Origin of the sequence: Streptomyces sp. NPDC057445, assembly GCF_042802855.1 — a bacterium.
GTDB lineage: Bacteria > Actinomycetota > Actinomycetes > Streptomycetales > Streptomycetaceae > Streptomyces.
Window position 1 is genome coordinate 14,285 of record NZ_JBHVDH010000008.1, and the last position, 24,181, is coordinate 38,465.

Consider the following 24,181-nt stretch of genomic DNA (forward strand, 5'->3'; position numbering starts at 1 on the left):
CGTGCCCGGTCGCGCGGTGCCATGAGCCACGGCCCGTACCCCTGTCGGTGGGGGTACGGGCCGTGTTGTGCACCTCGCCCGGTCAGGTGGCCGCCGGCTCCCGCTCGCGGGTGGAGCGCACCAGGGCGTGCTCGACCACCGCCACCAGCACCGACTTGACCGACTCGCGATCGCGCGCGTCGCACATCATCAGCGGCACTTCGGGGTCCAGGTCGAGCGCGCCCCGCACCGACTCCACCGGGAAACGGTCGGCGCCCTCAAAACAGTTGACGCCGACGGTGAACGGGATCCCGCGGCGTTCGAAGTAGTCGATGGCCGCGAACGAGTCCTCCAGGCGGCGGGTGTCGGCGAGGACGACCGCACCGAGCGCGCCCTGGGCCAGCTCGTCCCACAGGAACCAGAAGCGGTCCTGGCCAGGCGTGCCGAAGAGGTACAGCACCAGATCCTCGCGGAGGGTGATCCGGCCGAAGTCCATGGCGACGGTGGTGGTGTTCTTGGACTCGACGCCGTCGAGATCGTCGACCGGCCGTCCCGCCTCGCTGAGAGTCTCCTCGGTGCGCAGCGGTTTGATCTCGCTGACGGCGCCGACGAGAGTCGTCTTGCCGACCCCGAAGCCGCCCGCCACCAGGATCTTCAGTGTCACCGGCTCGACCGGCCGCTGCGTGCGGCTAGAGCGCCCGAAGACCATTGATCACCTCGCGAAGAATGCTCACATCCGGCAGCTCGGCCGGCGGTACGGGACGGGTTACGTGGACCATGTCGTCCTCGACGAGATCACCGACGAGGACCCTCACCACCCCGACGGGCAGGTCGAGTCCGGCCGCCAGTTCGGCGATCGACTGGGGGATGGTACTGCACCGCTCCACGATCTCGACGTGTTCGGGCGCAAGCATCTGGTCCCTGCCCGGGTCCTGGGCGGCCGGTTCTGGGACGACGAGCGCGATCAGATCGAGTCGTTGCCGGGTGGCACTGCTCGTACGACCACGGGTCATCGCGTAGGGACGGACCACGGGTCCGGCGTCGTCGTCGAACCAGTGATGCGCCCGCCGGGCGTCCTTCGTCTGCTGAGCGTGCTGTCCGGCGTCATTCATGCCATTCCACTCACCCTCCGGAGGTCAGCCGGTCCGTGGTGCCGTGGCGAGGTGGGCGCCCACCCGCTTGACCATCAGCGTCATCTCGTACGCGACCTGTCCGACGTCGGAGTCGGCGTCGGACAGCACGGCGAGACAGCTGCCGTCGCCCGCGGCGGTGACGAAGAGGAACGCTTCGTCGAGTTCGACCACGGTCTGGCGGACGTGTCCGACGTCGAAGTGGCGGCCCACGCCCTTGGCGAGGCTGTGGAAGCCGGAGGCGACGGCGGCGAGATGCTCGCCGTCCTCGCGGCCGAGGTCCTTGGACGTGCCGGTCGCGAGGCCGTCGCCGGAGAGCACGAGTGCCTTGCGGATGGAGCCGACCCGATCGACCAGCTCGTCGAGGAGCCAGTTGAGCTCGCCGCTCGTCGTGGGGTTGTTTGTTGCGGCGTTCGGTGCGGTCATCGACCGTTCCCCTCCGGAGTGGTTCCCTGTGCTGGTTCGCCGGGGCCGGTGGCGTCCTCGGCGTTCTGCCGACGTCCGCGCTGCCAGCCGCGTTGCAGCGAGGCCATGCGGTCGCGTACTTCTTCCGCGTCACGTTCGTTGTCCGGTTCGCCTGCCGGTGTGCCGCCGGGTCCCCCGGCTGCCGGGCCGGACGCGTCCGCCCGCAACTGCGGGGCGAGACTGGCCTGGCGCACACGGCGCGGCAGGCCACCGAGCGTGGGGCCGGCCGGGGTGCTGTCGGACACCGGGGCCCGGTCCGCCGCCGTCGGCGGTATCGGTGCGGGTTCCATCTGCGGGCGCGAAGTCCTGTCCGTGGCTTGCCCCGGCGCCGCCGCGGACCGGCCGGAGGAAGGGTGGGGGCGACCGCGCTCATCGACCCTGCGGCCATGGTCGCTGACCAGGGTCGGCTGCCTGCGGCGGGGCAGCGGGATCGGGCCGGTGGGGCGCCGTCCGTTGCCACGCGGCCGCTCGGGCGCCTGGTCCGAGGCCTGCTGATGCTGCTCGTCGGCGGGCGTGCGCAGGAAGTCGCGGGCCCTGAAGAGCCCACCGCGCTCGCTCTCGGTGTCCTCGATGTCGGCGACCGTGTCGATGCTCGCGATGGCGGGACGGTCCTCGAATCCCGGCGTACCGACGGGGGGTTCCAGTTCGACCGGGCCGTCGAGCACCGAGGGACCGGTCAACCCCGTCGGCACCTGGGACAGTGCGGCGGGCCTGCCGTTGTCGGTGCGACGGCGCCCGCCTTCCCGCTCCCGGCCCTGGCGGCCGTTCGTGCGGTCCAGCCTGAAGCCGGTGCCCTCCGTCTCGGGGGCGTCCGTGAGCAGCGCGGCCGGGATGAAGACGACCGCGGTGGTGCCCCCGTACGGCGAAGGCTGCAGCGAGACCCGGACGTTCTGCCGCTGGGCGAGGCGGCTGACCACGAACAGGCCGAGCCGGTCGGTGTCGGAGAGCTCGAACTCCGGGGTCTCGGCGAGCCGGAGGTTCGCGTCGAGCATCGCCTCGGGGGCCATGCCGAGACCTCGGTCGTGGATCTCGAGCGTGAAGCCGTTGGCGACCCGGTCGCCGTGCACCTGGACACCGGTGTGCGGCGGCGAGAACACGGTGGCGTTCTCCAGCAGCTCCGCGATGAGGTGGGTGAGGTCGGCGACGGCGGGCCCGCCCACTCCGATCCGGGGCAGCCGGCGCACCTCGATGCGTTCGTAGTCCTCGACCTCGGCGACGGCGGCCCGTACGACGTCCATCAGCTGGATCGGTTTGCGCCACTGGCGGGAGGGGGCCGCGCCGGAGAGGATGACCAGACCTTCGGCATGCCGGCGCATACGGGTCGTCAGATGGTCGAGGCGGAAGAGGTCCGCGAGCTCCTCGGTGTCCTCCGTGCGCCGCTCCATGGTGTCGAGGAGGGTGAGCTGGCGGTGCAGCAGCACCTGGTTGCGGCGGGCGAGGTTGACGAACACCTCGGAGACGCCGCGGCGCACGTCGGCCTGTTTCACGGCGGCTTCGACGGCCGCACGCTGGAGGGTGTTGAGGGCCTGGCCGACCTGGCCGATCTCGTCCTTCTCGTACTCGAGGTGCGGCGCCTCGGTCTCGACGTCGACCGTCTCACCGGCCGCGAGTCTGCGCATGACGCTGGGCAGGCGCACGCCGGAGACCTCGTGGGCCTCCTTGCGGAGTCTGGACAGCGAGCGGACGAGGTCACGGCCGATGCGTACCGAGACGACGAGGGAGATCAGCAGGGCGAGGAAGCCGAGGACACCGGCGATCCCGGCCTTGACGAGGACGTCGTACGCGGCGGGCTCGACACGGTCCTGGTAGCGGTTGCCCGCCTCTGTGCTCTGCCTGGCCAGGTCGTCCAGTACCGGAGTCGCCAGCTCCTCCCACCGCGCGGCGTCCACGGTACGCGGGTTCCTGGTGGGGCCCGCGGCGATGAGCCGCTCCTCGGTCTCGCGCAACGGCTGTGTGTCCGGACTGCGCCAGTACTGTTCGAGGACATCGCGCTCGGACGAAGGCAGGACCTCGAGGCTGGTTTCGTACAGGAGCTTGCGGTTGGCGGCGAGGTCGGAGACCGCGCGGATCTCCGCCGGGGTGATCCTGCGCGTGATCAGCGCGGAGGTCACGAGTGCGTCCTCGCGGGAGAGCAGCTCACGGGCGCGCACGACACCGACGAGGGCGCGGCCCTGTTTCTCCAGCTCCACGTCCTCGAGTGCGTGGAGAGAGGTGAGGAAGCTGTAGCAGGGGTCGACCAGCCGGTTGTAGAACTCGAGGGCCTGGGCGCGGGTGATGGCGCTCTGCTCCACGTTCCGGCGCAGTGAACCCAGTCCGTCAAGGGCGTCGAGGAGCGAGTCCAGCCGCTGGGAGACCTCCGGGCGTACGGAATCCCGTACGTCGGTCTCCTCGGCGCTCTTCCGGATCTCGGCCACGGCCGAATCGGTGGCGGCGCGTTGGCGGCGCAGCGTCGGCAGGGAGTCGGAGGCACGCGGATCCGCGAGGTAGACCAGGGTCTGGCGGCGTTCCTTCTGGATGACACGGACCGTGTCCTCAAGGGGGTGGCCGACCCTGTCGATGATGTAACCGACATCCAGGAGCTGTTTGGCTTCCTGGCCGGTGATCGCGGTTGCGAAACCCCAGAGCGCGGTGAGGGACACGAGCGGCACGAGCAACAACGCCACGATCTTCCGGCGGATGGACTTCCCGCGAAAGCGCATGGCCTCCCCCTGATCGACGCCCGCGGCGGGCGGGTGGTGATTCCCTTTGGTGATGTGCGTGTTGCTACTTGCGTCAACAAACGGCGCGAGCCTACTACTGACACACTGACAACTCGAAGGGACGTCCGGTCGTTTTTCGGCCGCGAGGTGACGCCTTGATCATGAGTTGTCCTGGTATTCAGGGAGTTGGACCGCCACAGTGTGGCCGAGGGCACCTGACAGAAGACGACATTCCGGTCCCGGATCGATGGCTGGAATTCTCCCATCCACGGGAATCTTCGGAACGGGCCGTTCGTCTTTGTGTACGAGAAGAAGGAGTTGCCGGGGGTTGCGGGGATTTCAGTGGTTCCGGGGGCATGGACGCGGCGGATACCGAGCGCGTCTGCGTAGTGGGCCCGAAACCGGGCAGCCACCCTGTAGTCGGACAGCGTGGGGAGTGAACGCGGACCATGGGTACGGCAGATGAGACGGGTATGGCGGGCGGCCTCTGGGTGGAGGAGCCCGCGATCCGGCGGCCCATGCCGGATCCGGTACGAACGGCGGCCGTGCGTGCGGTGATAGTCACGGCCGTGACGATGACTCAGGCGATGATGGCGTTCTTCTTCAGTCTCACGGGCTCGTGGCTGGCGTTCCCGATGATCCTGAGCAGCGTGGGCAGCACGGTCCTGGCGACATGGGCCGTGCTGGACGTCTGGGTCACCCGGCAGGTGTGGAACCAGCGGCACGGAGTGGTCTCGGTGCCCAGCAGCTCGGCCCGGCAACTGCGTCGCGAGCGACGGAGTGCGCGGCGGGCGGCCAGGGCCGCGACCCGGCAGGCCGCGCGGATACGCAGGCGGAGTACGGGCGGCAGGCTGTCGCAGGCCTGACGCCCGGCCCCGCGGCGGGACACCGACGAGCGGGACGCCTACGGGGCGGCTGCCGCCGGGCCCGGGCCGTCCCCTGGCACCACGGGCTGCTCCGCGGTCGTCGGCCGGTCCACGGTGACGGGTTGCTCCGCGCTGCGTTTGAACATGCGGGTCGCCGTGATCTCGCCGTGCACGCTCTCGCCCTCGGTCCGCTGCTGCGGCAGACCGGGGCGCAGATGCTCCTCGACACTGATGTACTTCAGGCCGGCCCGCAGGTCCGCGTCATTGCGGAGTCTGATGACCAGCGGGAACTCGGCGAGGGCGGTCGTGTCGAACAGGCCCGTGGTGTAGAGCAGCTGGACTCCGAGGGCGTCCGAGACCGCGCGCTGCAGCTCCAGCAGATAGGTGGCGTTGGCCCGGCCGATGGGGTTGTCGAGGAACAGCGTGCCGGCGTGGCGGTGCTTGTCGCGGCCACGGTCGTTGCTGCGCAGGGCCGCCATGGTGCAGTAGAGCGCGATGGCGGCGGTGAGGAGCTGACCGCCGGAGAAGACGTCGCCCATCTGCCCGACCGGGACCCGCTCGGCGCGCAGCACCGCGTCCGGCTTGAGGATCTCCACGGCGACGCCCTTCGGCTGGAGCGCCGCCTGGACACCGCGCAGCAGCAGCGACATGCCGTCGCGGCGCAGATCGGAGTTCTTCTTCACCGCGGCGCGGGTCGCCTCGTCGATGACCTCGCCGAGCCGTTCGGTGAGGCTCCCCTGGTCCGGTTCCTCGAAGCGGATCCGCAGGAATTCCTGCCCGGACCACTCACCGAGGCCCTCCGGCAGCCGGGACAGCCGCTGCGCGGAACGGAGCGTGGTGAGCGCGGATTCCACCAGGCCGCGAAGACGGTCGACGATGGAGTCGCGGTTGCGCTCGAGCTGCGCAAGCTCATCGGTGAGGACGCGCAGCCGGGGCGCGAACGCCTCTGCCCACTTCGCCGCGTGCTCGGGAAGCGCCGCGGCGGGGAGTTCACGGATCTGCTGACGGGCGGGGGTGCGTACCGCCTCGTAGCGACTGGAGTTGGCGTGGCGTACGAGGACGTCACTGGCCTCGCGTACGGCCGCTTCGGCGGCGGACAGATCGGACGCACAGCCGCGCAGCGAGCGGCGCGCCTCGGCCGCGGAGTGGCGGGCCTCCTCCAGGCTGCCCGGGTAGGGCTCGGGAGTCTCCTGCTCCTCATCCGAGTGGTCCCTGAGCAGGTCGCGCAGCTGCGCCGCGGTCTCGTCGAAACCGCCGGCCGCGTCCTCGGCGGCGCGATGGGCGCGCAGCAGCTCCGTATGGGTGGCCCGGGCGGTGTCCAGCGCTCCGGTGCGGGCGGCGAGTTCGGCCGTGGCCGTACGCAGCAGTACCTGGGCCTGCTCGGCGTCGGCGGGGACCAGCTCGCCGGGCAGCTCGGTATGTGCTTCGCCGTCCTGCGGGGCGAGACGCTCGGCCTCGCCGCGGAGCCGGCCGAGCTTCTCGCTCGCCTCCGAGGCGCGGGTCTCCAGCATCTGCACCAGTGACTCCGCGCGGGCGGCGGCTGCCTGGCGGGAGGGGCCGTCGGCGCCGTCGGTGCCCTCCAGGAGCTGTGCGGCGCGCGTGCGGACCTTGTTGGTGAGGCGGTCGAGCTCGCCGAGCGCGGCGCTCTCGTCGCTCTCGGCGCGGGCCTGCTCGGCACGCAGATCGGCGCCGACGCCGACCTTCTCGTACAGCTGGGACGCGGCACGGTAGGCCTCGCGCAGGGCGGGCAGCGCGATACGGGGGGCGTCGGGGTCGGCGTCCGGGAGCTGTTCGGGGGCGCCGGCGATCTCGGCACGCTCGGCGCGAAGCGCGCGGGCGGTCCGGCGGGCGTCGTCGGCGGCACGCTGGGCGGCACGGCGGTCCTCGTCCGCGGCCCGCGCCCGCTCCAGCCATGTCGCGGCCCGTGCCTCGGACTCGGCCGCGTCGTCCGCGAGTTCGCGCAGTTTCGCCTGCCAGCCCGCCCGTTCCCGTAGCCGGAACGCCAGCCCCGCGAGCGCGTCGGCGACCCGGCGGGCGCGCTGGGCCGCGTCCTGCCGCTCGTCGCGTACACGTGCGGCGTCGGCCGCGGCCTCGTCGGCCTCGGCCCGGACGGTACGGGCTTCCCCGAGCGTCCTCTCCGCGGCCTCCGCGGCCTCCTCGGCCTCCCGCGCGGCCTCCGCGAGCTCGGCGAGCGTCCCGGCGGGACAATCCGCACGCCAGGACCCGATCCGCGCGGCCAGTGCCCGGTCCCCCGCGAGCCGCGCGGCCAGCACGCGGATCTCCTCGTCCCGGGCCGCCGCCCGAGCCCGCAGCGCCTGCCGCTCCTCGTCGGCGGCGTGCTCGTCGTGCATGGCGGGGTTCGGCGGTACGAGGAACACGTCCGCGTCGTTGCCGGTGCCCGGTCCGGGTACCGGCGCGAGCAGCGCGGCGGCGGTGCCCACGGCGACCGCGGAACGCGGCAGCAGTGCGGCCCCGGCCAGTGCGTCGCGTGCGCGCGCGTAGGAGACGGGGTCGGTGATCACGACGCCGTCCACCAGCTCCGGCCGGGCGGCCAGCACGGCGGCGTGGTCGGCGGGGTCGACGGCCTGCGCCAGATAACGCCACCCCGGCAGGGCGGGAACGCCGTGCTCGCCGAGGAATTCGACGGTGGCCAGGACATCGGGTCCCGGCGGCAGGAGTCCGCCGTCACCGAGCGCGCCCAGAATGCGGGCGTCGTCGGCGGCTGCGGTCCTCAGGTCGAACAGCTGCCGCTCGGCCGCGGTGACTCCCTGCTCGAGCAGCTCGCGCAGCTCGTCGGCGTAGCGGTCCAACTCCTCGGCGGTGAGGGGGCCTTCGGCGCTGCGCGCGGGCTCACGTCGTGCGGAGCCGCCTCCGGCGCCCGTACCCGAGCCCGATGTGGCCCGCCCGGCCGCCGAGGCGCCTTCGGCGCCCGCACGGCCAGAGGCGATGGCAGCGCCCGCCACGACCGGGCCGGAGCCGCCAGGGCCGTGCTCTCCGGCACCGCCGTGGGCGGGCCCTGAAGCACCGGCAGCAGCGGAGTCGCCGCCCGGGGAGGGCTCTGCGCCTGTCGCTCCCGGACCTGCGCCCGGGCTGAAGTTCCCTGCCGCGTCAGGCGCGGGAGCAGCGTCAGGCGCGGGAGCAGCGTCAGGCGCGGGCCCCCGGCGCACGATGCCTGCCGATCCGGCGACGGTCGGATCCGCCCCCACCGGGGCGGAGACCACCGCGTCGTCGGGGGCGCCCTTCCCGGTCGCCTCGTCGCGCAGCGAAGCGTGCACGGCCGGGCGGTGGCCGGCGGCCGCAGAGGTTCTGGCACCGGGGTGCCCGCCTCCGGACTCGGCGCCCGCGCCGATGGACGAAACGGCCGAGCCGTGGTCGTCGGCCCGTGCGGTGTCGGCCGCTCCCGATGCGTGGTCTTCCGCGGGCACGGCACCGGCCGCTCCGGAACCGGCATTCGCCGCGGATGCGTCGCCACCCGGGCCGGGCACCGGGCGCGCCGGTGCCGGCCCCTGATCTTCTGCGTCTTCTGCCCGCCCGGCGCCGGCCGTCGCGGACTCGTCCGCCGCCGGTGCGTACGAGACAGAACCCGCGCCCGCGGCCCGGCTCCTGTCGGCGCCGGGGCTGTCGGCCCCGGCGGGCCCCGTCGCCTGTCCCGGTACCGAGGCACGGCCGGTCGCCGCCGTGGACGGATCGCGGCGCGGGCCCGGGACGGCCGGGGAGGCGGGGACCACGGGCAGGCTCAGCAGTTCCGCAAGGCGCTCCGACTCCGCGATGGAGGCGGCGGCGCGGCGCTCCGCCTCGTACGCGTGCCGCGCGGCCCGGGCCGCGTCCGACGCACGGGCCGCCGTCAGTTCGGCGCGGGTCTCGGCGGCGGTGGCCTCGCGGGCACGGTCCGCGGTGGTACGGGCGGCGTCGCGGGCCGCCTCCCCCGCCGCGACCGCGGTCTTCTCCGCGTCGCTGGCGGCGAGGGCGGCGCGGGCCGGGTCGGCATCGGGGGCGGAGTCGTCGAGCCAGCCCGCGCGGACGGCCTCCGCGGTCTCCTGTTCCACTTCGGCGAGGCGTTGGCGCAGATGCCCGGCCTCGCTGCGGGCACGCTGGGCCTCCGTGGCGGCGGCGGTCGCTTCACGGTGGGCCGACTCGCCCGCTTCCTGGAGGGCGGCGGAGCGCTCCTCCTCCTCGTTGGCGACGCGCTCACCGTCCTCTGCGGCGGAGTGCAGGGCTCGTACGAGGTCGGCTGCGGCCTCGGCCCGGGCCGCCAGCGCGGGCGCGGCGTCCCGTTCGGCCTCGCGGATGGCGGCGGCGACCCGCGCCGAGCGGTCGGCGGCGGCGCGGTGGCGCAGCACCGCCTCTGCGGCCTGCCAGGCGGAGTGCAGGGTGCGCGCGTCGGTCAGCTCGCGCCGCTGGGCCGCTGCGCCCTTCTCCGCGGCGGTAAGCGCAAGTGACGCGTGCCGGTAGGCCAGTTCGGCTGCGATGAGTGAGCTGCGGCCGCGCGCCTGTTCGGCCTCTGTCACCGTGTGGGCCGCGGCCGTGACCTGCTGGGCGAGTTCCGCGGCGCGGCCACGCTCCTCCCCCGCGCGGGCGGAGAGCCTTCGGGCGAGGGTGCGGGTGCGGCGCTCGGCGCCCGCGTGGATGTCTCGGGCCCGCGTCCGCGCTTCGGCGGCTTCCACGATCCGTCCCAGCAGGTCGACGGATCCTGCTGTGAAGTCGCGCTCCGCGGTGAGTTCGGCGCGGCGTCCCAGTTTGTTGCCGAAGCCGCTGACGAGGTCGGCGAGGCCGTCCGTGTCCCGGGTGTCGGTGACGGCCCGCAGCAGCAGATCGGTGAAGTCGGAGTCCTTCTTGACCGCGAAGAGGCCGGCGGCCTCACCCTCGTCGGCGTTCATCTCCCGCTGGTAGCGGAAGAGTTCGGGGTCGAGCCCGAGGTCGCCGAGATGCTCGTTCCAGCGGTCGTGGATCTCTTCCCAGTACACGTCGAGATGCGGATACACCTTGCCCGCGTCGGTGATCGCGTCCCGGAAGCCCTTCATGGTGCGACGGCGGCCCTGTGCGCCCGACGCGCCCTCGCCGGAGGGGCGTACGGCCGTGGACTCGGCCACCGGCAGCGAGTCGAGGCTGAGCCCAGGGCCCGGCCGGAAGGAGTACCAGGCCTCGGCGAACTTGCGGGGGTCGTTGGAGACCTGCCGTCCGCGCCACTCGCTGACCTTGCCGACGACGACAAGCTCACCGGTGAGGGTGTGCTGCCACTCCAGGGCGACATGGCCGCAGTCGTCCGCCAGCAGGAACTTCCGCAGTACGCCGGAGCTCGCGCCGCCCAGGGTGTTGCGGTGGCCAGGCAGCATCACCGAGAAGATCAGCTTGAGCAGAACGGACTTGCCGCCGCCGTTCTCCAGGAAGAGCACGCCCGCGGGGGCGGGGCGGCGTGGCGGGCCGACCGGCTCCTCCTCGAAGAACTCGGCCTGTGTGGGGGCCGGGTCGGGCACGGGCGCGCCGACTCCGCGCAGGTCCAGCACGGTGTCGGCGTAGCGCGCACCGGCAGGCCCGATGGAGTAGAGGCGGACCCGGGACAGCTCGTACATGGCGGCGGACTCTCGTCAGTGGCAGGTGCGTGATCAGGCGTGGAAGGGCAGACCGGCGTCGGCGGCCAGCTCGAGGTCGTCGGCGTCGGGCGGCGGCACGAGCGTGGGCGCCCCGTCGGTGACGGGGACGACACCGAGCTCCAGCAGCTCGGCCATGGCGGCGCTGCCCGCCATGTCGCGGACCTGCAACTGGTAGCGGGCGGTGGTGCGGTAGGCACCTCCTGCGTCGTCGCCGGTGCGCTGCAGGAATCCGGAGTCGGTGAGGAAGGCGACGGCCTTGCCGACGATGCCGGTGGTGGAACCCGCGAGTCTGCGGGCGTCCTTCGTCGCGCCCGTCGCGCTGCGGCGCGCGTAGATCCGCCAGGCGGCTTCCAGTCCGGGCGTGTCGGATGCGGGGTCGGTGTTCTCACCCTGCTCCTCTGCCCGCTCCTCCAGCCGGCGGCAGGCCTGCCGTACGAACGCGTCGACGCCGTTGACCGTGATCCGGCCGATGTATCCGTCGTCGGCGAGGTCCTCGGGGCGGGGGAAGGCCAGGGCGGCGACGGCGAGATGGGCGAGACCGTGCAGGAACCGGTCCGCGGAGTCGGTGGAGGCGCGACGGGCGTAGTCGCCCATGCGGACGGCGAACACCGAGTCCTCGCCGGCGGTCACGGCCATGCCCGCGCGGGGGGAGACCTCGAGGACGACGAGCCCGAGGCCGGTGGCGACGGCGTCGGCGAGCCTGGCGAAGGCGGGCTCCTCGCGGTAGCGACGGAGCAGGTCGGCGTACTCGGCGTCACGCGCGGGCAGCAGCTTGGGCTGCAGGCCGAACGAGACGAGCCGTGCGGCGTCGGCCGCGTCCGCGGGTGTGACGCCGCCCGTCGTGGACATCGGTCCGGACGGGGGCCCCTGCGGCGCGCCCGGCTCGCCCCACGCCCCGGCGTGCTCTGCGGGCTGGTCGCTCACGGCTGCTGCTCCTCTGTGCGGTGGTACGGAAGTACGGGGTGGACGGCGGCTCCCGCGCCCCGCGGGCGCCGGGGCCGGCCGTGGCGCCGGGGACGGCTGCCCCTCGCGGGTTCGGGGGCGCGCTCCTGCGGGCGGCTCACGCCGCCTCCGTACGGTCCGCCGCCATGCCGGCCGCGTCCAGCAGGGCCGTGCCCACGATCAGGTCGGCGCCGCCGAACTCGGGGTCGTCCAGCTCGGTGCCGTCGTCGACGGCGAAGAGAAGACGCTGCTCGCCCTGGCGGTAGGCCGTGCCGACCGGAGGGCTGGCCGCGTGGACGGCGAGCAGGGCGACCAGGTAGGGGAGATCGGGGTCACGGCGGCGGGCCTCGGCGAGCAGGCCGGAGAGCCGGCGGGGGGCGTCGTGCTCCAGGTCGAGCAGCTCCATGGCGCTCGCGAGTTGCTCCTCGCTGAAGCGGCTGTCGTCCGGCGTCGCGATCAGATCGGGCTCGGGCATCTCGGCGCCGAGGTGTTCGCGCTCGACCGGCGGGGTCAGCAGCATCTCGACGAGATCGCCGACCCGCACCGAAGCGGGGGTGCGCAGCCCGGTGCCGCGCGCGAAGAAGGCGTCGGTGACACGGATGGCCTGCCCGACGGGCAGGGGCAGCAGGGGGGCGACCAGTTGTCCGTAGAGATCGATCCCGGAGCGTGCGGCGGGCGCCGCGAAGGCCTGGCGGTCCTGCTCGGCCCGGAACAGCGGGCCGGCCTCCAGGAGCCGGGACTGAAGCTGGGTGTGGCGGCGGATGCAGTCCTTGACGATGTCCACGAGCTCGGCGGCACGGCGCTTGTGCTCGGCCGTCTTCGGATCGGAGCCGGTCTCTGCCTCGTCGCGCGCCTTGCGGATGTTCGTCAGGATGGCGTTCTCGTGGCGGTACCGGTCGGCGACATGGTCGAGCGCCTCGGCGATCATGTCCGGCACGGCGTTGAGCCAGTCGACCGCGCGCACATTGCGCCGGGTCGCCTCGAGCGTCCTGCGGAGGGTCTCCGCGTACTGCACGGTCCGGTAGCGGGCCTGTTCGGCGGCGAGCTGGGCGTCGGCGAGCCGGCCGCGGCTGATCAGGACCTCCAGCTTCACCTCGGCCGCGATCTGTGCGCTGGTGACGTCCGTGTCGAGCGCGCCGACGAGGACGTTGACCGCTTCGTCCGTCGTACGGAGATAGACGCTGCCGCCGTAGCCCGGGACTTCCTCGATGAGCTTGAAGTCGTAGTCCCGGCGGACATAGACCCCGTCAGACCCGAAAGTGCCGTAAACCGCACGGAAGCCCCGGTCGACACTTCCTACGTTGATCAGGTTCTCCAGCACCCAGCGGGCGACACGCTCGTGCTCCCCCAGGGGGCGCCGCGGGGCCTGCGCCGCGACGCGCGGGAGCAGTCTCGCCACTATCTGCTCGTGGTCCGCGCCGGTGTCGAAGTCCATGTTGAGCGTGACGAGATCGATGGCGGCCAGGGCGATTTCGGCCATCGCGTAGACCGAGTACTCTCCGGCCAGATTCGCCTTGCGCGTGTCCAGATCGTGCAGGGGCGCCGTGCACGCGAGCGCACGGAGCCGCCGCGCGAGCCCTTCGTCGGCGGCCGGGCCCTGAGCGGGGCGCGGCCCCGCGCTGAGCTGGGGCGGAACGAATTCCGTCGAGGCAGGCGAAGTCACGGTGGACAGACTAGGTCCTCGCACTGACACCGGTCGAAACGGCGCAGAAACCCCGGGTTCGAGGTGGGCCCGACGGGCTCGCGCACCCCGCACCGCGCACCCCGCACCCCGCACCCCGCCCTAGCGTTCTGCCCCGCCCCCGCCCTCGTCCCGGACCAGTCCCGCGTACACCTTCACCAGCCGGGTGCGGGAGTCGTCGAGGTACTGGGCGAGCAGAGCCTCCGCCCTGTCCCGCTCGCCCGCCTCCAGCGCATCCAGAATCTCCCGGTTCCGCACGAGATAGGGCTCATGGAGTCCGCGGGGGTCGTCCACCACATGGAAGGCGAGCCGGAGTTCGGCGAGCACGCCCCGCATGAGCTCGTCGGTGCGGACGCTGCGGGCGAGCGCCACGAGTTCGCGGTGAAAGTGGATGTTGGCCGTGGAGACGCCCTTCCAGTCCTTCTCACGCGCCGCCCGCCGTCCCCTGGTCACGGCGTCGCGCAGGCTGTCGAGCGCGAACGGCGGCTCGCCCAGCCCGCGGACGACCGCGCATTCGACGAGCCTGCGGGTGCGGTAGATGTCCTCCACGTCCTCGACCGTGAGGACCCGGACGAACACACCACGGTTGAGCTGGTGCACCAGCAGCCGCTCGTGCGTCAGCAGACGGAATGCCTCACGCAGTGTGTTGCGCGAGACGCCCAGGGCGCCGCCGATGCTGTCCTCCGAGAGCCGCGCCCCCGGAGGGAAGAACCCCTCCGCGATGCGGCTGCGCAGGATGTCCGCGACCCGCTCCGCGGTGCTGGTGCGGCCCAGCAGCCGGCGGTCGTCGGACAGCTCGCCGAGCTCTGAACCCGTCGTCCCCACAGCGCCCTCTATTCCGCTCTCCCTGGCCGTCGCCCGGCCGCCGGCCCTTCCGGGCCCTCCGGATCCAATCGTAGAAGCAGGGACGGGACAACGTGACTCTTGTCGGATCGTTCAACAATCCTCTACCTTGTGGCCAGCGTCACTCAACAGCACCCCCTCCCCCTCTGCGAGGTGCAGATGAGCACGACCCGTGCACACCCGAAGCAGGACCGACTCCCTGACGACACCGGTGCGTTCGCCTGGCTGCGGGCGCTCGGACCGCGCGGACGCCGCGCCTTCGCGGGCGCGTTCGGCGGTTTCGCCCTCGACTCGTACGACTTCTTCACGCTGCCGCTGAGCATGGTGGCGATCGCCGCGTACTTCAGCCTCGACACGGGCCAGACCGGGCTGCTGACCACGGTCACCCTGGTCGTCTCGGCCATCGGCGGCGCACTGGCGGGGATCCTGGCCGACCGCATCGGCAGGGTCCGCGCATTGATGATCACAGTGATCACCTATGCGCTTTTCACCGTTCTCTGCGGATTCGCTCCCAACTACGAGACGCTGCTGGTCTTCCGCGCGCTCCAGGGCCTCGGTTTCGGTGGCGAATGGGCCGTGGGCGCCGTCCTGGTCGCGGAGTACGCGACGGCCAGGCACCGCGGCCGCACACTCGGCGCGATCCAGAGCTCATGGGCCATCGGCTGGGCGCTCGCCGTCATCGTCTACACACTGGTGTTCCAGTTCCTCGACGCCGACACCGCCTGGCGGGTGATGTTCTGGACGGGCGCGCTGCCCGCCCTCCTCGTCGTCTACGTACGGCGGAACGTGAGCGACGCGCCGGAAGCGGCCGAGCGTCGGCGGGCGAGCAGGGAGCGGGGTTCGTTCTCCACGATCTTCCGCAAGGATCTGCTGCGCACCACGCTGTTCGCGGTGCTGCTCTCCACCGGTGTGCAGGGCGGCTACTACACACTGGCCACCTGGGTACCGACCTATCTGAAGACCGAGCGCGGGCTGACCGTCGTCGGCACCGGGGGCTATCTGACGCTCCTCATATCCGGCGCCTTCATCGGGTACCTCACAGGCGGGTACCTCACCGACGTACTCGGCCGCAAACGGAACATCGCCCTGTTCGCCGTGCTCTCCGCCGCCTGCATCCTGGCCTACACCCACATCCCGTCGGGGGCCGACGGTCTGCTGCTCGTGCTCGGATTCCCGCTCGGCTTCTGCATGTCCGCGATATTCAGCGGCTTCGGATCATTCCTCGCCGAGCTGTATCCGACGGCGGTGCGCGGCACAGGTCAGGGCTTCACCTACAACACCGGCCGCGCGGCGGGGGCGTTCTTCCCCACGCTCGTCGGATTCCTCGCCGGCAGCTGGGGCGTCGGCGGCGCCCTGGTCTTCGGTGCCGTCGGCTACGGACTGGCCGTGCTCGCTCTGTTCGGGCTGCCCGAGACGCGCGGCCGAGAGCTCGTGTGAAAGGAGAAACACCCGTGACCTGGGCTTCGATCGATCTCAACGCCGACCTCGGCGAGGGCTTCGGCCGCTGGCGGCTGACCGACGACGAGCAACTGCTCCCGGTCGTCACCAGCGCCAATGTGGCCTGCGGCTTCCACGCGGGGGACGCGGCCACCATGCGGCGGGTCTGCGCCATGGCGGCCGAGCACAAGGTGCGGATCGGCGCCCAGGTCTCGTACCGCGATCTGGCCGGCTTCGGCCGCCGCCCGATGGACGTCCCGCCGGATGAGCTTGCCGCCGAAGTCGCCTACCAGATAGGCGCGCTGGAGGTGTTCGCCCGCGCGGCCGGTACGCGCGTCTCCTACGTCAAGCCGCACGGGGCGCTCTACAACCGGGTCGTCCACGACGAGGAGCAGGCGGCGGCAGTCGTCGAGGGCGTCATGCTCACCGGCGAGCGGCTGCCCGTACTGGGGCTGCCCGGATCCAGGCTGCACGCGATGGCCGAGAAGGCCGGACTCCCCGTCGTCGCCGAGGCTTTCGCGGACCGGGCCTACACGGCGGACGGCACCCTCGTGCCACGGGGGCAGGAGGGTGCCGTCGTCACCGACCCGGGGACCGTGGTGGAACGGTCGGTCTCCATGGCCAGGTTCGGCGTGGTCACCTCGCTGTGCGGACGGTCCGTCGCCGTCCGGGCCCGCTCGCTCTGTCTGCACGGCGACACCCCGGGGGCGGTGGGTCTGGCACGCCGGGTCCGGTCGCGGCTGGAGGCGTCGGGGGTCCGTGTGGAGGCCTTCGTATGAAGCTCCTGCCCGTCGGTGACCGGGCACTTCTCGTGGAGCTCGGCAGCGGCGTGGAGGCGGAGTCGCTCCACGCCGAACTCCTCCGGCGCCGCGCGGCGGGCACGCTCCCTCCGACGGCGGAGATCGTGCCCGCGGCACGGACGGTGCTGCTGGACGGCATCGAAGAACCAGGGCGACTGGCGGCGGAGCTGCCCGGATGGGACATACCGCCGCTGCCCCAGGACGCCGGAGAGGTGATCGAGATACCTGTGCGTTACGACGGGCCGGATCTGGCGGAGGTCGCGGCGCTGTGGTCGGTGGCCGCGGACGAGGTCGCGGGCATCCACTCGGCGGCCGAATTCCATGTCGCCTTCTGCGGATTCGCGCCCGGGTTCGGGTATCTGACCGGGTTGGACGAGCGGTTCGCGGTGCCGCGCAGAGCGACGCCCCGGACATCCGTGCCCGCGGGATCGGTCGCGCTGGGCGGGCCCTACACCGGTGTGTACCCCCGTTCCTCGCCCGGCGGCTGGCAGCTGATCGGGACCACCGACGTCACCCTGTGGGACCCCGCGCGCGAGCCCGCCGCCCTGCTGTCCCCCGGAGTCCGTGTGCGCTTCGTACCAGAAGGGCCCGAAGGGCCCGGAGCCCCCGAACCGGGAGCGCGCCGGTGACCGACCGGGCTCTCACGGTCGTACGGGCCGGGGCGCTGACCACCGTGCAGGACCTGGGGCGCCCAGGACACGCTCACCTCGGCGTGCCGCGCTCCGGCGCGCTCGATCCCGGCGCCCTGCGGCTGGTCAACCGGCTCGTGGGCAATTCCGAGCGGGCGGCGGCACTGGAGACCACGCTCACCGGCTGCGCGGTGCGGCCCCGTTGCGCGGTGACGGTGGCGGTGGGCGGGGCGCCGTGCCCGGTACGCGTCGACGGACGGGCGGTCGCCTGGGGTGCTCCGGTACGCGTGACGGCAGGAGCGCTGCTGGAGGTCGGGACCGCGGTGCGTGGCGTCCGGAGCTATGTGGCGGTCTCCGGGGGGATCGCGTCGGACCTGGTGCTGGGCAGCCGCTCTGCGGACCTGCTGTCCGGTCTCGGCCCCCCGCCCCTGGACGACGGCGCGGTGCTCCCGCTCGGGCCGCCCGTCGGGCCGCCCGGCCGGCTGGACGGCTCGCCCTGGCCGGCCCCGCCGGCCGAGCTGGTGCTGCGGGTCCGGCTCGGTCCGCGCCACGACTGGTTCACGCGGGCCGCCCTGCACATGCTGACCAGCGCCGCCTACCGGGTGTCGGCGGCGAGCAACCGTATCGGCCTGCGCACGGAAGGCCCGCCCCTGGAGCGTGCGGTCCGGACCGAACTGCCCAGCGAGGGCATGGTCCTGGGAGCGGTCCAGGTGCCGCCGGACGGACGGCCCGTGGTCTTTCTCGCCGATCATCCGACGACGGGCGGCTATCCCGTCGTCGCGGTGGTACGGGAAGCGGACCTGGCGGCGGCGGCGCAGGCCGCGCCCGGGACCCCGGTACGTTTCCTGCCGGTCGGCAGGTGAGCGGTACGTTTCCCGCCGGTCGGCAGGAGCGGCTCAGACCGCTCCGTAGCCGCCCCCGCCCGGCGTCCGCACCACCAGGACGTCACCGGCGCCCACCTCCACCGAGTCCACCCCGCGCAGTTCCTCGACGGTCCCGTCCGCCCGCTCCACCGCGTTCACGCCCAGCGCACCCGGGCCGCCGCCGGCCATTCCGTACGGCTCCACCCGCCGATGGCCGGTGAGCAGCGCGACCGTCATCGGCTCCAGGAAACGGATGCGCCGCACCACGCCGGAGCCGCCGTGCCAGCGGCCCGCGCCGCCGCTGCCCTCGCGGACCTCGAAGGCGTCGACGCGGACCGGGTAGCGCCACTCCAGGATCTCCGGGTCGGTGAGGCGGGAGTTGGTCATATGGGTCTGGACGGCGTCGGCGCCGTCGAAGCCGTCGCCCGCGCCGGAGCCGCTGGCCACCGTCTCGTAGTACTGCACACGGTCGTTGCCGAAGGTGACGTTGTTCATCGTGCCTGAGCCCTCGGCCTGGACGCCGAGCGCGGCGTACAGCGCTCCGGTGACGGCCTGTGAGGTCTCCACGTTGCCGGCCACCGTCGCGGCGGGGTACACCGGCGAGAGCATCGACCCGTCCGGTACGCGCACCTCGAGCGGTTCCAGGCACCCGCTGTTCAGCGGGATGTCGTCGGCGACGAGCGTCCGGAAGACGTACAGCACGGCCGCCGTCACCACCGACTTGGGGGCGTTGAAGTTCCCCGGCTGCTGCGCCGACGTACCGGTGAAGTCGAGGACCGCACTGCGGGAGTTCCGGTCCACGCGCACCGCGACCTCGATGACCGCGCCGCCGTCGGTCTCGTAGCGGTAGGAGCCGTCGCTCAGCCCGGCGACGATGCGCCGCACGGACTCCTCCGCGTTGTTCCGCACGTGCCGCATATAGGCCTGGACGACATCGAGACCGAACTCGTCGACCATGCGGGCGAGTTCGCTGATGCCCTTCTCGTTGGCGGCGATCTGGGCGCGCAGGTCGGCGAGATTGGTGCCGGGATCACGGGACGGGTGCGGAGCGCCGGTCAGCAGCTCCCGGGTCTCGGCCTCGCGCAGCCGCCCGTCGCGTACGAGCAGCCAGTTGTCGAAGAGGACGCCTTCCTCATGGATCGTCCGGCTGAAGGCCGGCATCGAACCGGGGGTGATACCGCCGATCTCGGCGTGATGGCCGCGCGAGGCCACCAGGAAGCGCGGCTTCCCGCCGCCCCCGTCCGCGTCACCGCCACGGCCGTCGCCGAATACGGGCGTCACGACGGTCACATCGGGCAGATGTGTACCGCCGTGGTACGGGTCGTTGATGGCGTACACATCGCCCGGCCGCAACGTGCCCTGGTTGCGGCGCAGCACCTCCTTGATGGACTCGCCCATCGAGCCCAGATGCACCGGGATGTGAGGGGCGTTCGCGATGAGGTTGCCCTCGGCGTCGAAGAGGGCACAGGAGAAGTCGAGCCGCTCCTTGATGTTGACGGAGTGGGCGGTGTTCTCCAGACGGACGCCCATCTGCTCGGCGATCGCCATGAAGAGGTTGTTGAACACCTCCAGCAGTACGGGGTCGACCTCCGTGCCCACGGCGGTGCGGCCGGGCCGGGGCGTCACGCGGGTGAGGAGCAGATGCCCGAGGTCGCCCACGGCGGCCCCCCAGCCCGGGTCGAGGACGGTCGTCGCGTCGGCCTCGGCGATGATCGCGGGGCCCTCGACGGTGTCGCCCGGGGACAGGTCGTCGCGCCGGTAGAGGGGCGTGTCCGTACGGTGGCCGTCGACGAACATACTCACCGTTGCCCGCACTTGGGGCCCACCGCTCCCGGCGGCCTCCTCGGTGACGACCGGCCCGTGCGGCCCGGCCGTCCCCACCGCCTCGACCGAGACGGCCTCCACGACGAGCGGCTTGTCCATGGTGAACGCGTATCTCGTGCGGTGGGCCGACTCGAACGCCTCGCGCATGGCGACGACCGTGCCGAGCGGGACCGGGAGCCCCGCGTCCGTACCGGCGTAGCGGATGAGGACGCGTGCCCGGGTGGTGATCGCGTCGTCGGGCACGGCGTCGTCGCGCAGCTCGGCCCGCGTACGCTCCGCCAGTTCGCCGCACAGCTCCTCCACGCGGCGCAGTGTGCGCTCGTCCAGCTCGGCCTCGACCGACTGCTCGCGCATGGCGGTCGCGTCGGCGAGGCCGATGCCGTACGCGGAGAGGACCCCGGCGAGCGGCGGCACGACGACGGTGGCGATGCCGAGGGCGTCGGCCACGGCGCAGGCATGCTGGCCGCCCGCGCCGCCGAAGCTCGTCAGGGCGTAGCGCGTGATGTCATGGCCACGCTGCACGGAGATCTTCTTGACGGCGTTCGCCATGTTCAGGACCGCGATCTCCAGGAAGCCGCCGGCGACTTCCTCGGGGCTGCGCTCCGTGCCGGTCGCCCTGCGGACCTCGTCCGCGAGAGCCTCGAAGCGCTCGCGCACCACGTCGGCGTCCAGCGGCTGGTCGCCGTCGGCGCCGAAGACCGCGGGGAAGTGGGCGGGCTGGACGCGGCCGAGCATCACATTGGCGTCGGTGACGGTGAGCGGGCCGCCGCGCCGGTAGCAGGCGGGTCCGGGTACGGCGCCTGCCGAGTCCGGGCCCACGCGGTAGCGCTGACCGTCGAAGTGGAGGATCGAGCCGCCGCCCGCCGCGACGGTGTGGATGTTCATCATCGGGGCGCGCATCCGTACCCCGGCGACCTGGGTGCCGAGCTCGCGCTCGAACTCCCCCGCGTAGTGCGACACGTCGGTGGACGTGCCGCCCATGTCGAAACCGATGACCCGCCGGAACCCGGCCTGCTCGGACGTGCGGGCCATCCCGACGACCCCGCCGGCCGGACCGGAAAGGACGGCGTCCTTGCCGCGGAAGTGGGCGGCTTCGCGCAGTCCGCCGTTGGACTGCATGAACATCAGCCGGATGGAGCGGAGTTCCTCGGCGATCTCGTCGACGTACCTGCGCAGGATGGGCGAGAGATAGGCGTCGACGACGGTCGTGTCACCACGCGGTACGAGCTTGATGAGCGGACTGACTTCGTGGGAACAGCTGACCTGGGTGAAGCCGAGGTCCCGGGCGGCGCCGGCGACCGCGGCCTCGTGGGCCGGGTGGCGGTAGCCGTGCATGAGGACGACGGCGGCACTGGAGAAGCCGTCGCGGCGTGCGGCCTCCAGCTCCCGGGCGACCGCCTCCAGCCGGAGCGGCGTGACGACGGTGCCGTGCGCGTCGACACGTTCCGGGACTTCGATGACGCGGTCGTACACCGCTTCTGGGAGGAGGATGCGGCGGTCGAAGAGCCGGGGGCGGTTCTGGTACGCGATCCGCAGCGCGTCCCGGAAGCCTTCGGTGATGACGAGGACGGTCGGCTCACCGCGGCGCTCCAGCAGGGCGTTGGTGGCGACGGTCGTGCCCATCTTGACGACGTCGATCCGGTCCGCCGGCACGATGTCGTCGGGCCCGAGCCCGAGAAGCAGTCTGATGCCCGCGACGGCCGCGTCGTGATAGTGCCCGGGGTTGTGTGAGAGCAGTTTGCGGGTGACGAGGTGCCCGTCGGGGCGTCTGCCGACGATGTCGGTGAACGTCCCGCCACGGTCGATCCAGAATTCCCAGCGCCCGCTCATTCCCCCATTCTGGCAAGCGGCGGGTCGAGTGACAGTGAGGCCAGCGCGGAGTACAGGGCGTTTTCCGCAACGTGGTCGAGGCGGGTACTGGTGCCACGGGCCCAGTGGCGTACCTCGGCACCGGCGAGACCGATGAGCTGGGGCAGGAGGTCGGTGCACCGGCGGGCCACCCAGCCGGTGCCGGCCGTGGCCAGCCACACCGCCTTCGCGGCACGGCTCGGTGCGGGCTGCTCCGGCTCGGCTCCGGGGGGCGCTCCGGTGGCGAGGCCTTCCGCGGCCAGCAGTTCATGGAAGCGGCGGGCGATCGCCCGGTGCCCGCGCTCGCCGGGGTGGAGCCGGTCCGCGCTCCACATGGAACGGTCCTCGACCCAGGCCGGGTCGGCGATATGGAGGTGGACTGCGCCGTAGCGCTCGGACAGTGCGTGTACGACGGCGTTCACGGCGCGCTGCCGTCGGGCGAGGGGGCGGGCGAGCGGCGCGGGCAGCGCGAGCATCGTGCCCGGGTCGGGAAGACATGCCGTCAGCAGCCGGGTGCCGCGAGCCGAGAGCGCCGCGCAGACCTTGTCGAGCCGGACGGCGAGATCGTGTATGTCGAAGGTGTGGCGGAGGGTGTCGTTCACCCCGACGACGACCGAGGCGATGTCGGGGGCGTACGCGAGGACCTCGGGCGCCTGGCTCTCTGCCACGTCGCGGGTCAGCGCCCCGCTGACGGCGAAGTTCCTGAACTCCGCGGGCCTCCGGGGCTCGCCGAGGCCCTGCGCGAGCAGCGCGGCCCATCCGCGCCAGGCTCCGTCGACCCGGTCGCCGACGCCCTCGGTGAGGGAGTCTCCCAGCGCGGCGAATCTCGGGGGGCGTGTGGGCGCGGTCGTGCCGGTCGCCGCTCTTCGGGTGCCACCGGCGGCCGCGGAGCCGGTGACGCGGGAGGCGACCGTCGTGGAGCCGGTCGGGACGGCGTCGGGTACGGGACCGGTCGCCACGGCACCTGGTTCCCCGGCCCTCAGAGGCGGGACGGTCTCCCTCGGCACGGGACAGGCGACAGCCGCCGCAGGGACGGCCGCTCCGGGGACGTTTTCTCCGGTGCCGGTGGCCCGTGACACGGCCTCGCCGGGCACGGGGCCGACGACGACCGGACCGGGCGCGGTCGCCGTGGACGTGGCATCCGTCGCGGTCACGACCGTCGCGCCCGGGCCCTTTCCGGCGGGAACATCCACGGGAGGCGCGGCCGGGCCCGTCGGCCGCACCCGGCGTACGGGCAGCGAAGCCGCCTCAGCCGCGCCGGCCGGCTCGACCGGCGCGGACCCGGCGACCCCCGCACCGCACGTGGGCGGCCCGGCCCCCGGGCCGGACGGAGCGGTGGGCGGCGGGCTCAGGTCCGTGGTCATGCCGCGACCTCCGGGTGGCCGGGTATGCGGGCGGGGGCGTCGTGCGCGGAGAGGAAGGCGGCGACCGCGCGGTCCCAGCCGAAGAGTTCGGCACGGGTCCGGGCGGCCTCGCGGCGGGCGGATTCGGGCCGCGACAGGAGTTCCCGTACGGCGTCCGCGAAGGCGGCAGGGGTGTCGGGGGCCGCGAGGCCTCCGTCGCCGATGACCTCCGGAAGGGCGGACGACGCGCTGGCGACGACCGGGGTGCCGCAGGCCAGGGCCTCCAGCGCGGACAGTCCGAAGGTCTCGGCGGGCCCCGGGGCCAGACAGATGTCCGCAGCCGCCTGCAGGTCCGCGAGGATTTCGCGGTCGGCCACGTGTCCCAGGAAGTGGACGGGCAGCCGCGCCTCCTGTGCGCGCCGGGTCAGCCCGCTCCGCAGCGGTCCGTCACCCGCGACGACCAGGGCCGCGCGCACGCCGCTCCCGCGCAGCGTGGCGAGCGTGTCGAGTGCCATGCCCGGGCGCTTCTCCACGGAGAGTCGGGAGCACATCAGCAGCAGGACCTCGGCGCCCTCCGTGTACCGGGCACGCAGCACCTTGCTGCGCCGCCCCGGCCGGCAGCGGTCCAACTCGACCCCCAGCGGCGCACGCACCACGTTGCTCGCGCCGATCCTGATGAACTCGCGCTCGGCCCACTCCGTCGTGCACACGATCCGCGAGTACGACCAGGCACTGCGCCGGTTGAGGCGGTCCGCGGTGCGCTCGGCGAAAGCGTCCGGCACCCCCCAGGTCCGCAGCACACCGTCCGCCGTCTCGTGGGACACCATCACCGAGGGGATCCGGCGACGGCGCGCCCACTCCCCCGTCCACCGCAGCGTCGTCCGGTCGGAGACCTCCAGGCGGTCGGGTGCGAGCTCCTCCAGGAGGCGGCTGAGCCGTGAGCGGCCCGCGAGGACCCGGTAGCCGCCGGTGCCGGGCAGCACCGGGCCGGGGAGGGTGACGACGCGCCCCTGGGGCGTCATCGTGTCGCTCTCCGCGTCACCGGGGACGACCAGCACCGGTTCGTGCCCGGCCGCGAGGTAGCCGCGGCCCAGCTCGCGCAGCGCGGTGCGCAGCCCGCCCGAAGCGGGGGTGACGAAGTTCGCCAGCCGCACGATGCGCAGGCCGTCACCCCTCCCGTTGGCGCTGTTCCCGTTGCCGCTGTTCCCGTTGGCGCTGTTCATGCTGTTCGTACCGTTCAT

Annotated in this window: 16 protein-coding genes; 5 read left to right on the top strand and 11 right to left on the bottom strand. The window is 72.9% G+C overall.

The features are described from left to right. Positions 1–82: 82 nt before the first annotated feature. Genes ACFU5O_RS18910 through ACFU5O_RS18925 form a run of 4 tightly spaced genes read right to left on the bottom strand, consistent with a single transcriptional unit; the run spans position 83 to position 4,273 of the window. A complete protein-coding gene (locus ACFU5O_RS18910) occupies positions 83–688 on the bottom strand; it encodes an ATP/GTP-binding protein (protein WP_384241748.1) in 606 nt (201 codons plus the stop codon). Further along, positions 669–1,091 (bottom strand): DUF742 domain-containing protein, encoded by a 423-nt coding sequence (locus ACFU5O_RS18915; protein WP_384241750.1) that lies wholly within the window; start codon positions 1,089–1,091, stop codon positions 669–671. Before ACFU5O_RS18915 ends, ACFU5O_RS18910 begins: the two co-directional genes overlap by 20 nt. Before the next feature lie 24 nt (positions 1,092–1,115). After that, entirely contained in the window at positions 1,116–1,535 is a 420-nt protein-coding gene (locus tag ACFU5O_RS18920) for a roadblock/LC7 domain-containing protein (RefSeq protein ID WP_384241752.1), read from the bottom strand. Next, positions 1,532–4,273, bottom strand: coding sequence for a nitrate- and nitrite sensing domain-containing protein (locus ACFU5O_RS18925; protein WP_384241754.1), 2,742 nt, complete (start codon positions 4,271–4,273; stop codon positions 1,532–1,534). Before ACFU5O_RS18925 ends, ACFU5O_RS18920 begins: the two co-directional genes overlap by 4 nt. Positions 4,274–4,722: 449 nt before the next feature. Between ACFU5O_RS18925 and ACFU5O_RS18930 the strand changes: the two genes are divergently transcribed. Beyond that, positions 4,723–5,139, top strand: a complete 417-nt coding sequence (locus ACFU5O_RS18930) for a hypothetical protein (protein ID WP_384241756.1) — start codon at positions 4,723–4,725, stop codon at positions 5,137–5,139. Between the two features lie 38 nt (positions 5,140–5,177). Here the strand turns inward: ACFU5O_RS18930 and ACFU5O_RS18935 are convergent, their stop codons facing one another. The 4 genes from ACFU5O_RS18935 to ACFU5O_RS18950 all read right to left on the bottom strand — a co-directional run bounded on the left by ACFU5O_RS18935 (position 5,178) and on the right by ACFU5O_RS18950 (position 14,178). Next, positions 5,178–10,709, bottom strand: a complete 5,532-nt coding sequence (locus ACFU5O_RS18935) for a hypothetical protein (RefSeq protein ID WP_384241759.1) — start codon at positions 10,707–10,709, stop codon at positions 5,178–5,180. A 33-nt stretch (positions 10,710–10,742) separates the two neighbouring features. Continuing rightward, on the bottom strand, positions 10,743–11,654 hold the full coding sequence (locus ACFU5O_RS18940) for a hypothetical protein (RefSeq protein WP_384241761.1): 912 nt from the start codon (positions 11,652–11,654) through the stop codon (positions 10,743–10,745). Positions 11,655–11,790: 136 nt separating this feature from the next. Continuing rightward, on the bottom strand, positions 11,791–13,335 hold the full coding sequence (locus tag ACFU5O_RS18945; RefSeq protein ID WP_384241763.1) for a hypothetical protein: 1,545 nt from the start codon (positions 13,333–13,335) through the stop codon (positions 11,791–11,793). Positions 13,336–13,455: 120 nt separating this feature from the next. Next, positions 13,456–14,178 (bottom strand): GntR family transcriptional regulator, encoded by a 723-nt coding sequence (locus tag ACFU5O_RS18950; RefSeq protein ID WP_384241764.1) that lies wholly within the window; start codon positions 14,176–14,178, stop codon positions 13,456–13,458. A 177-nt stretch (positions 14,179–14,355) separates the two neighbouring features. On the opposite strand from ACFU5O_RS18950, the gene ACFU5O_RS18955 reads away from it, so the two are divergent. Genes ACFU5O_RS18955 through ACFU5O_RS18970 form a run of 4 tightly spaced genes read left to right on the top strand, consistent with a single transcriptional unit; the run spans position 14,356 to position 17,925 of the window. After that, a complete protein-coding gene (locus ACFU5O_RS18955; protein WP_384241766.1) occupies positions 14,356–15,633 on the top strand; it encodes an MFS transporter in 1,278 nt (425 codons plus the stop codon). Between the two features lie 14 nt (positions 15,634–15,647). Continuing rightward, complete coding sequence (locus ACFU5O_RS18960; protein ID WP_384241769.1) at positions 15,648–16,412, top strand: LamB/YcsF family protein; 765 nt, start codon at positions 15,648–15,650, stop codon at positions 16,410–16,412. Further along, a complete protein-coding gene (pxpB, locus tag ACFU5O_RS18965) occupies positions 16,409–17,062 on the top strand; it encodes a 5-oxoprolinase subunit PxpB (protein ID WP_384241771.1) in 654 nt (217 codons plus the stop codon). Before ACFU5O_RS18960 ends, pxpB begins: the two co-directional genes overlap by 4 nt. Further along, the gene (locus ACFU5O_RS18970; RefSeq protein ID WP_384241773.1) at positions 17,059–17,925 is read left to right on the top strand and encodes a biotin-dependent carboxyltransferase family protein; all 867 of its coding nucleotides are present in this window, start codon (positions 17,059–17,061) and stop codon (positions 17,923–17,925) included. The genes pxpB and ACFU5O_RS18970 overlap by 4 nt, the downstream gene beginning before the upstream one ends. Positions 17,926–17,958: 33 nt before the next feature. On the opposite strand, the gene ACFU5O_RS18975 is transcribed toward ACFU5O_RS18970, so the two are convergent. The 3 genes from ACFU5O_RS18975 to ACFU5O_RS18985 form a co-directional block, all read right to left on the bottom strand. Next, positions 17,959–21,579: a hydantoinase B/oxoprolinase family protein gene (locus tag ACFU5O_RS18975; protein WP_384241775.1), complete on the bottom strand. Its 3,621-nt coding sequence runs from the start codon at positions 21,577–21,579 to the stop codon at positions 17,959–17,961. Then, on the bottom strand, positions 21,576–22,412 hold the full coding sequence (locus ACFU5O_RS18980) for an SGNH/GDSL hydrolase family protein (protein ID WP_384242253.1): 837 nt from the start codon (positions 22,410–22,412) through the stop codon (positions 21,576–21,578). The genes ACFU5O_RS18975 and ACFU5O_RS18980 overlap by 4 nt, the downstream gene beginning before the upstream one ends. A 545-nt stretch (positions 22,413–22,957) precedes the next feature. Next, positions 22,958–24,163, bottom strand: coding sequence for a glycosyltransferase (locus ACFU5O_RS18985; RefSeq protein ID WP_384242255.1), 1,206 nt, complete (start codon positions 24,161–24,163; stop codon positions 22,958–22,960). Between the last annotated feature and the right edge of the window lie 18 nt (positions 24,164–24,181).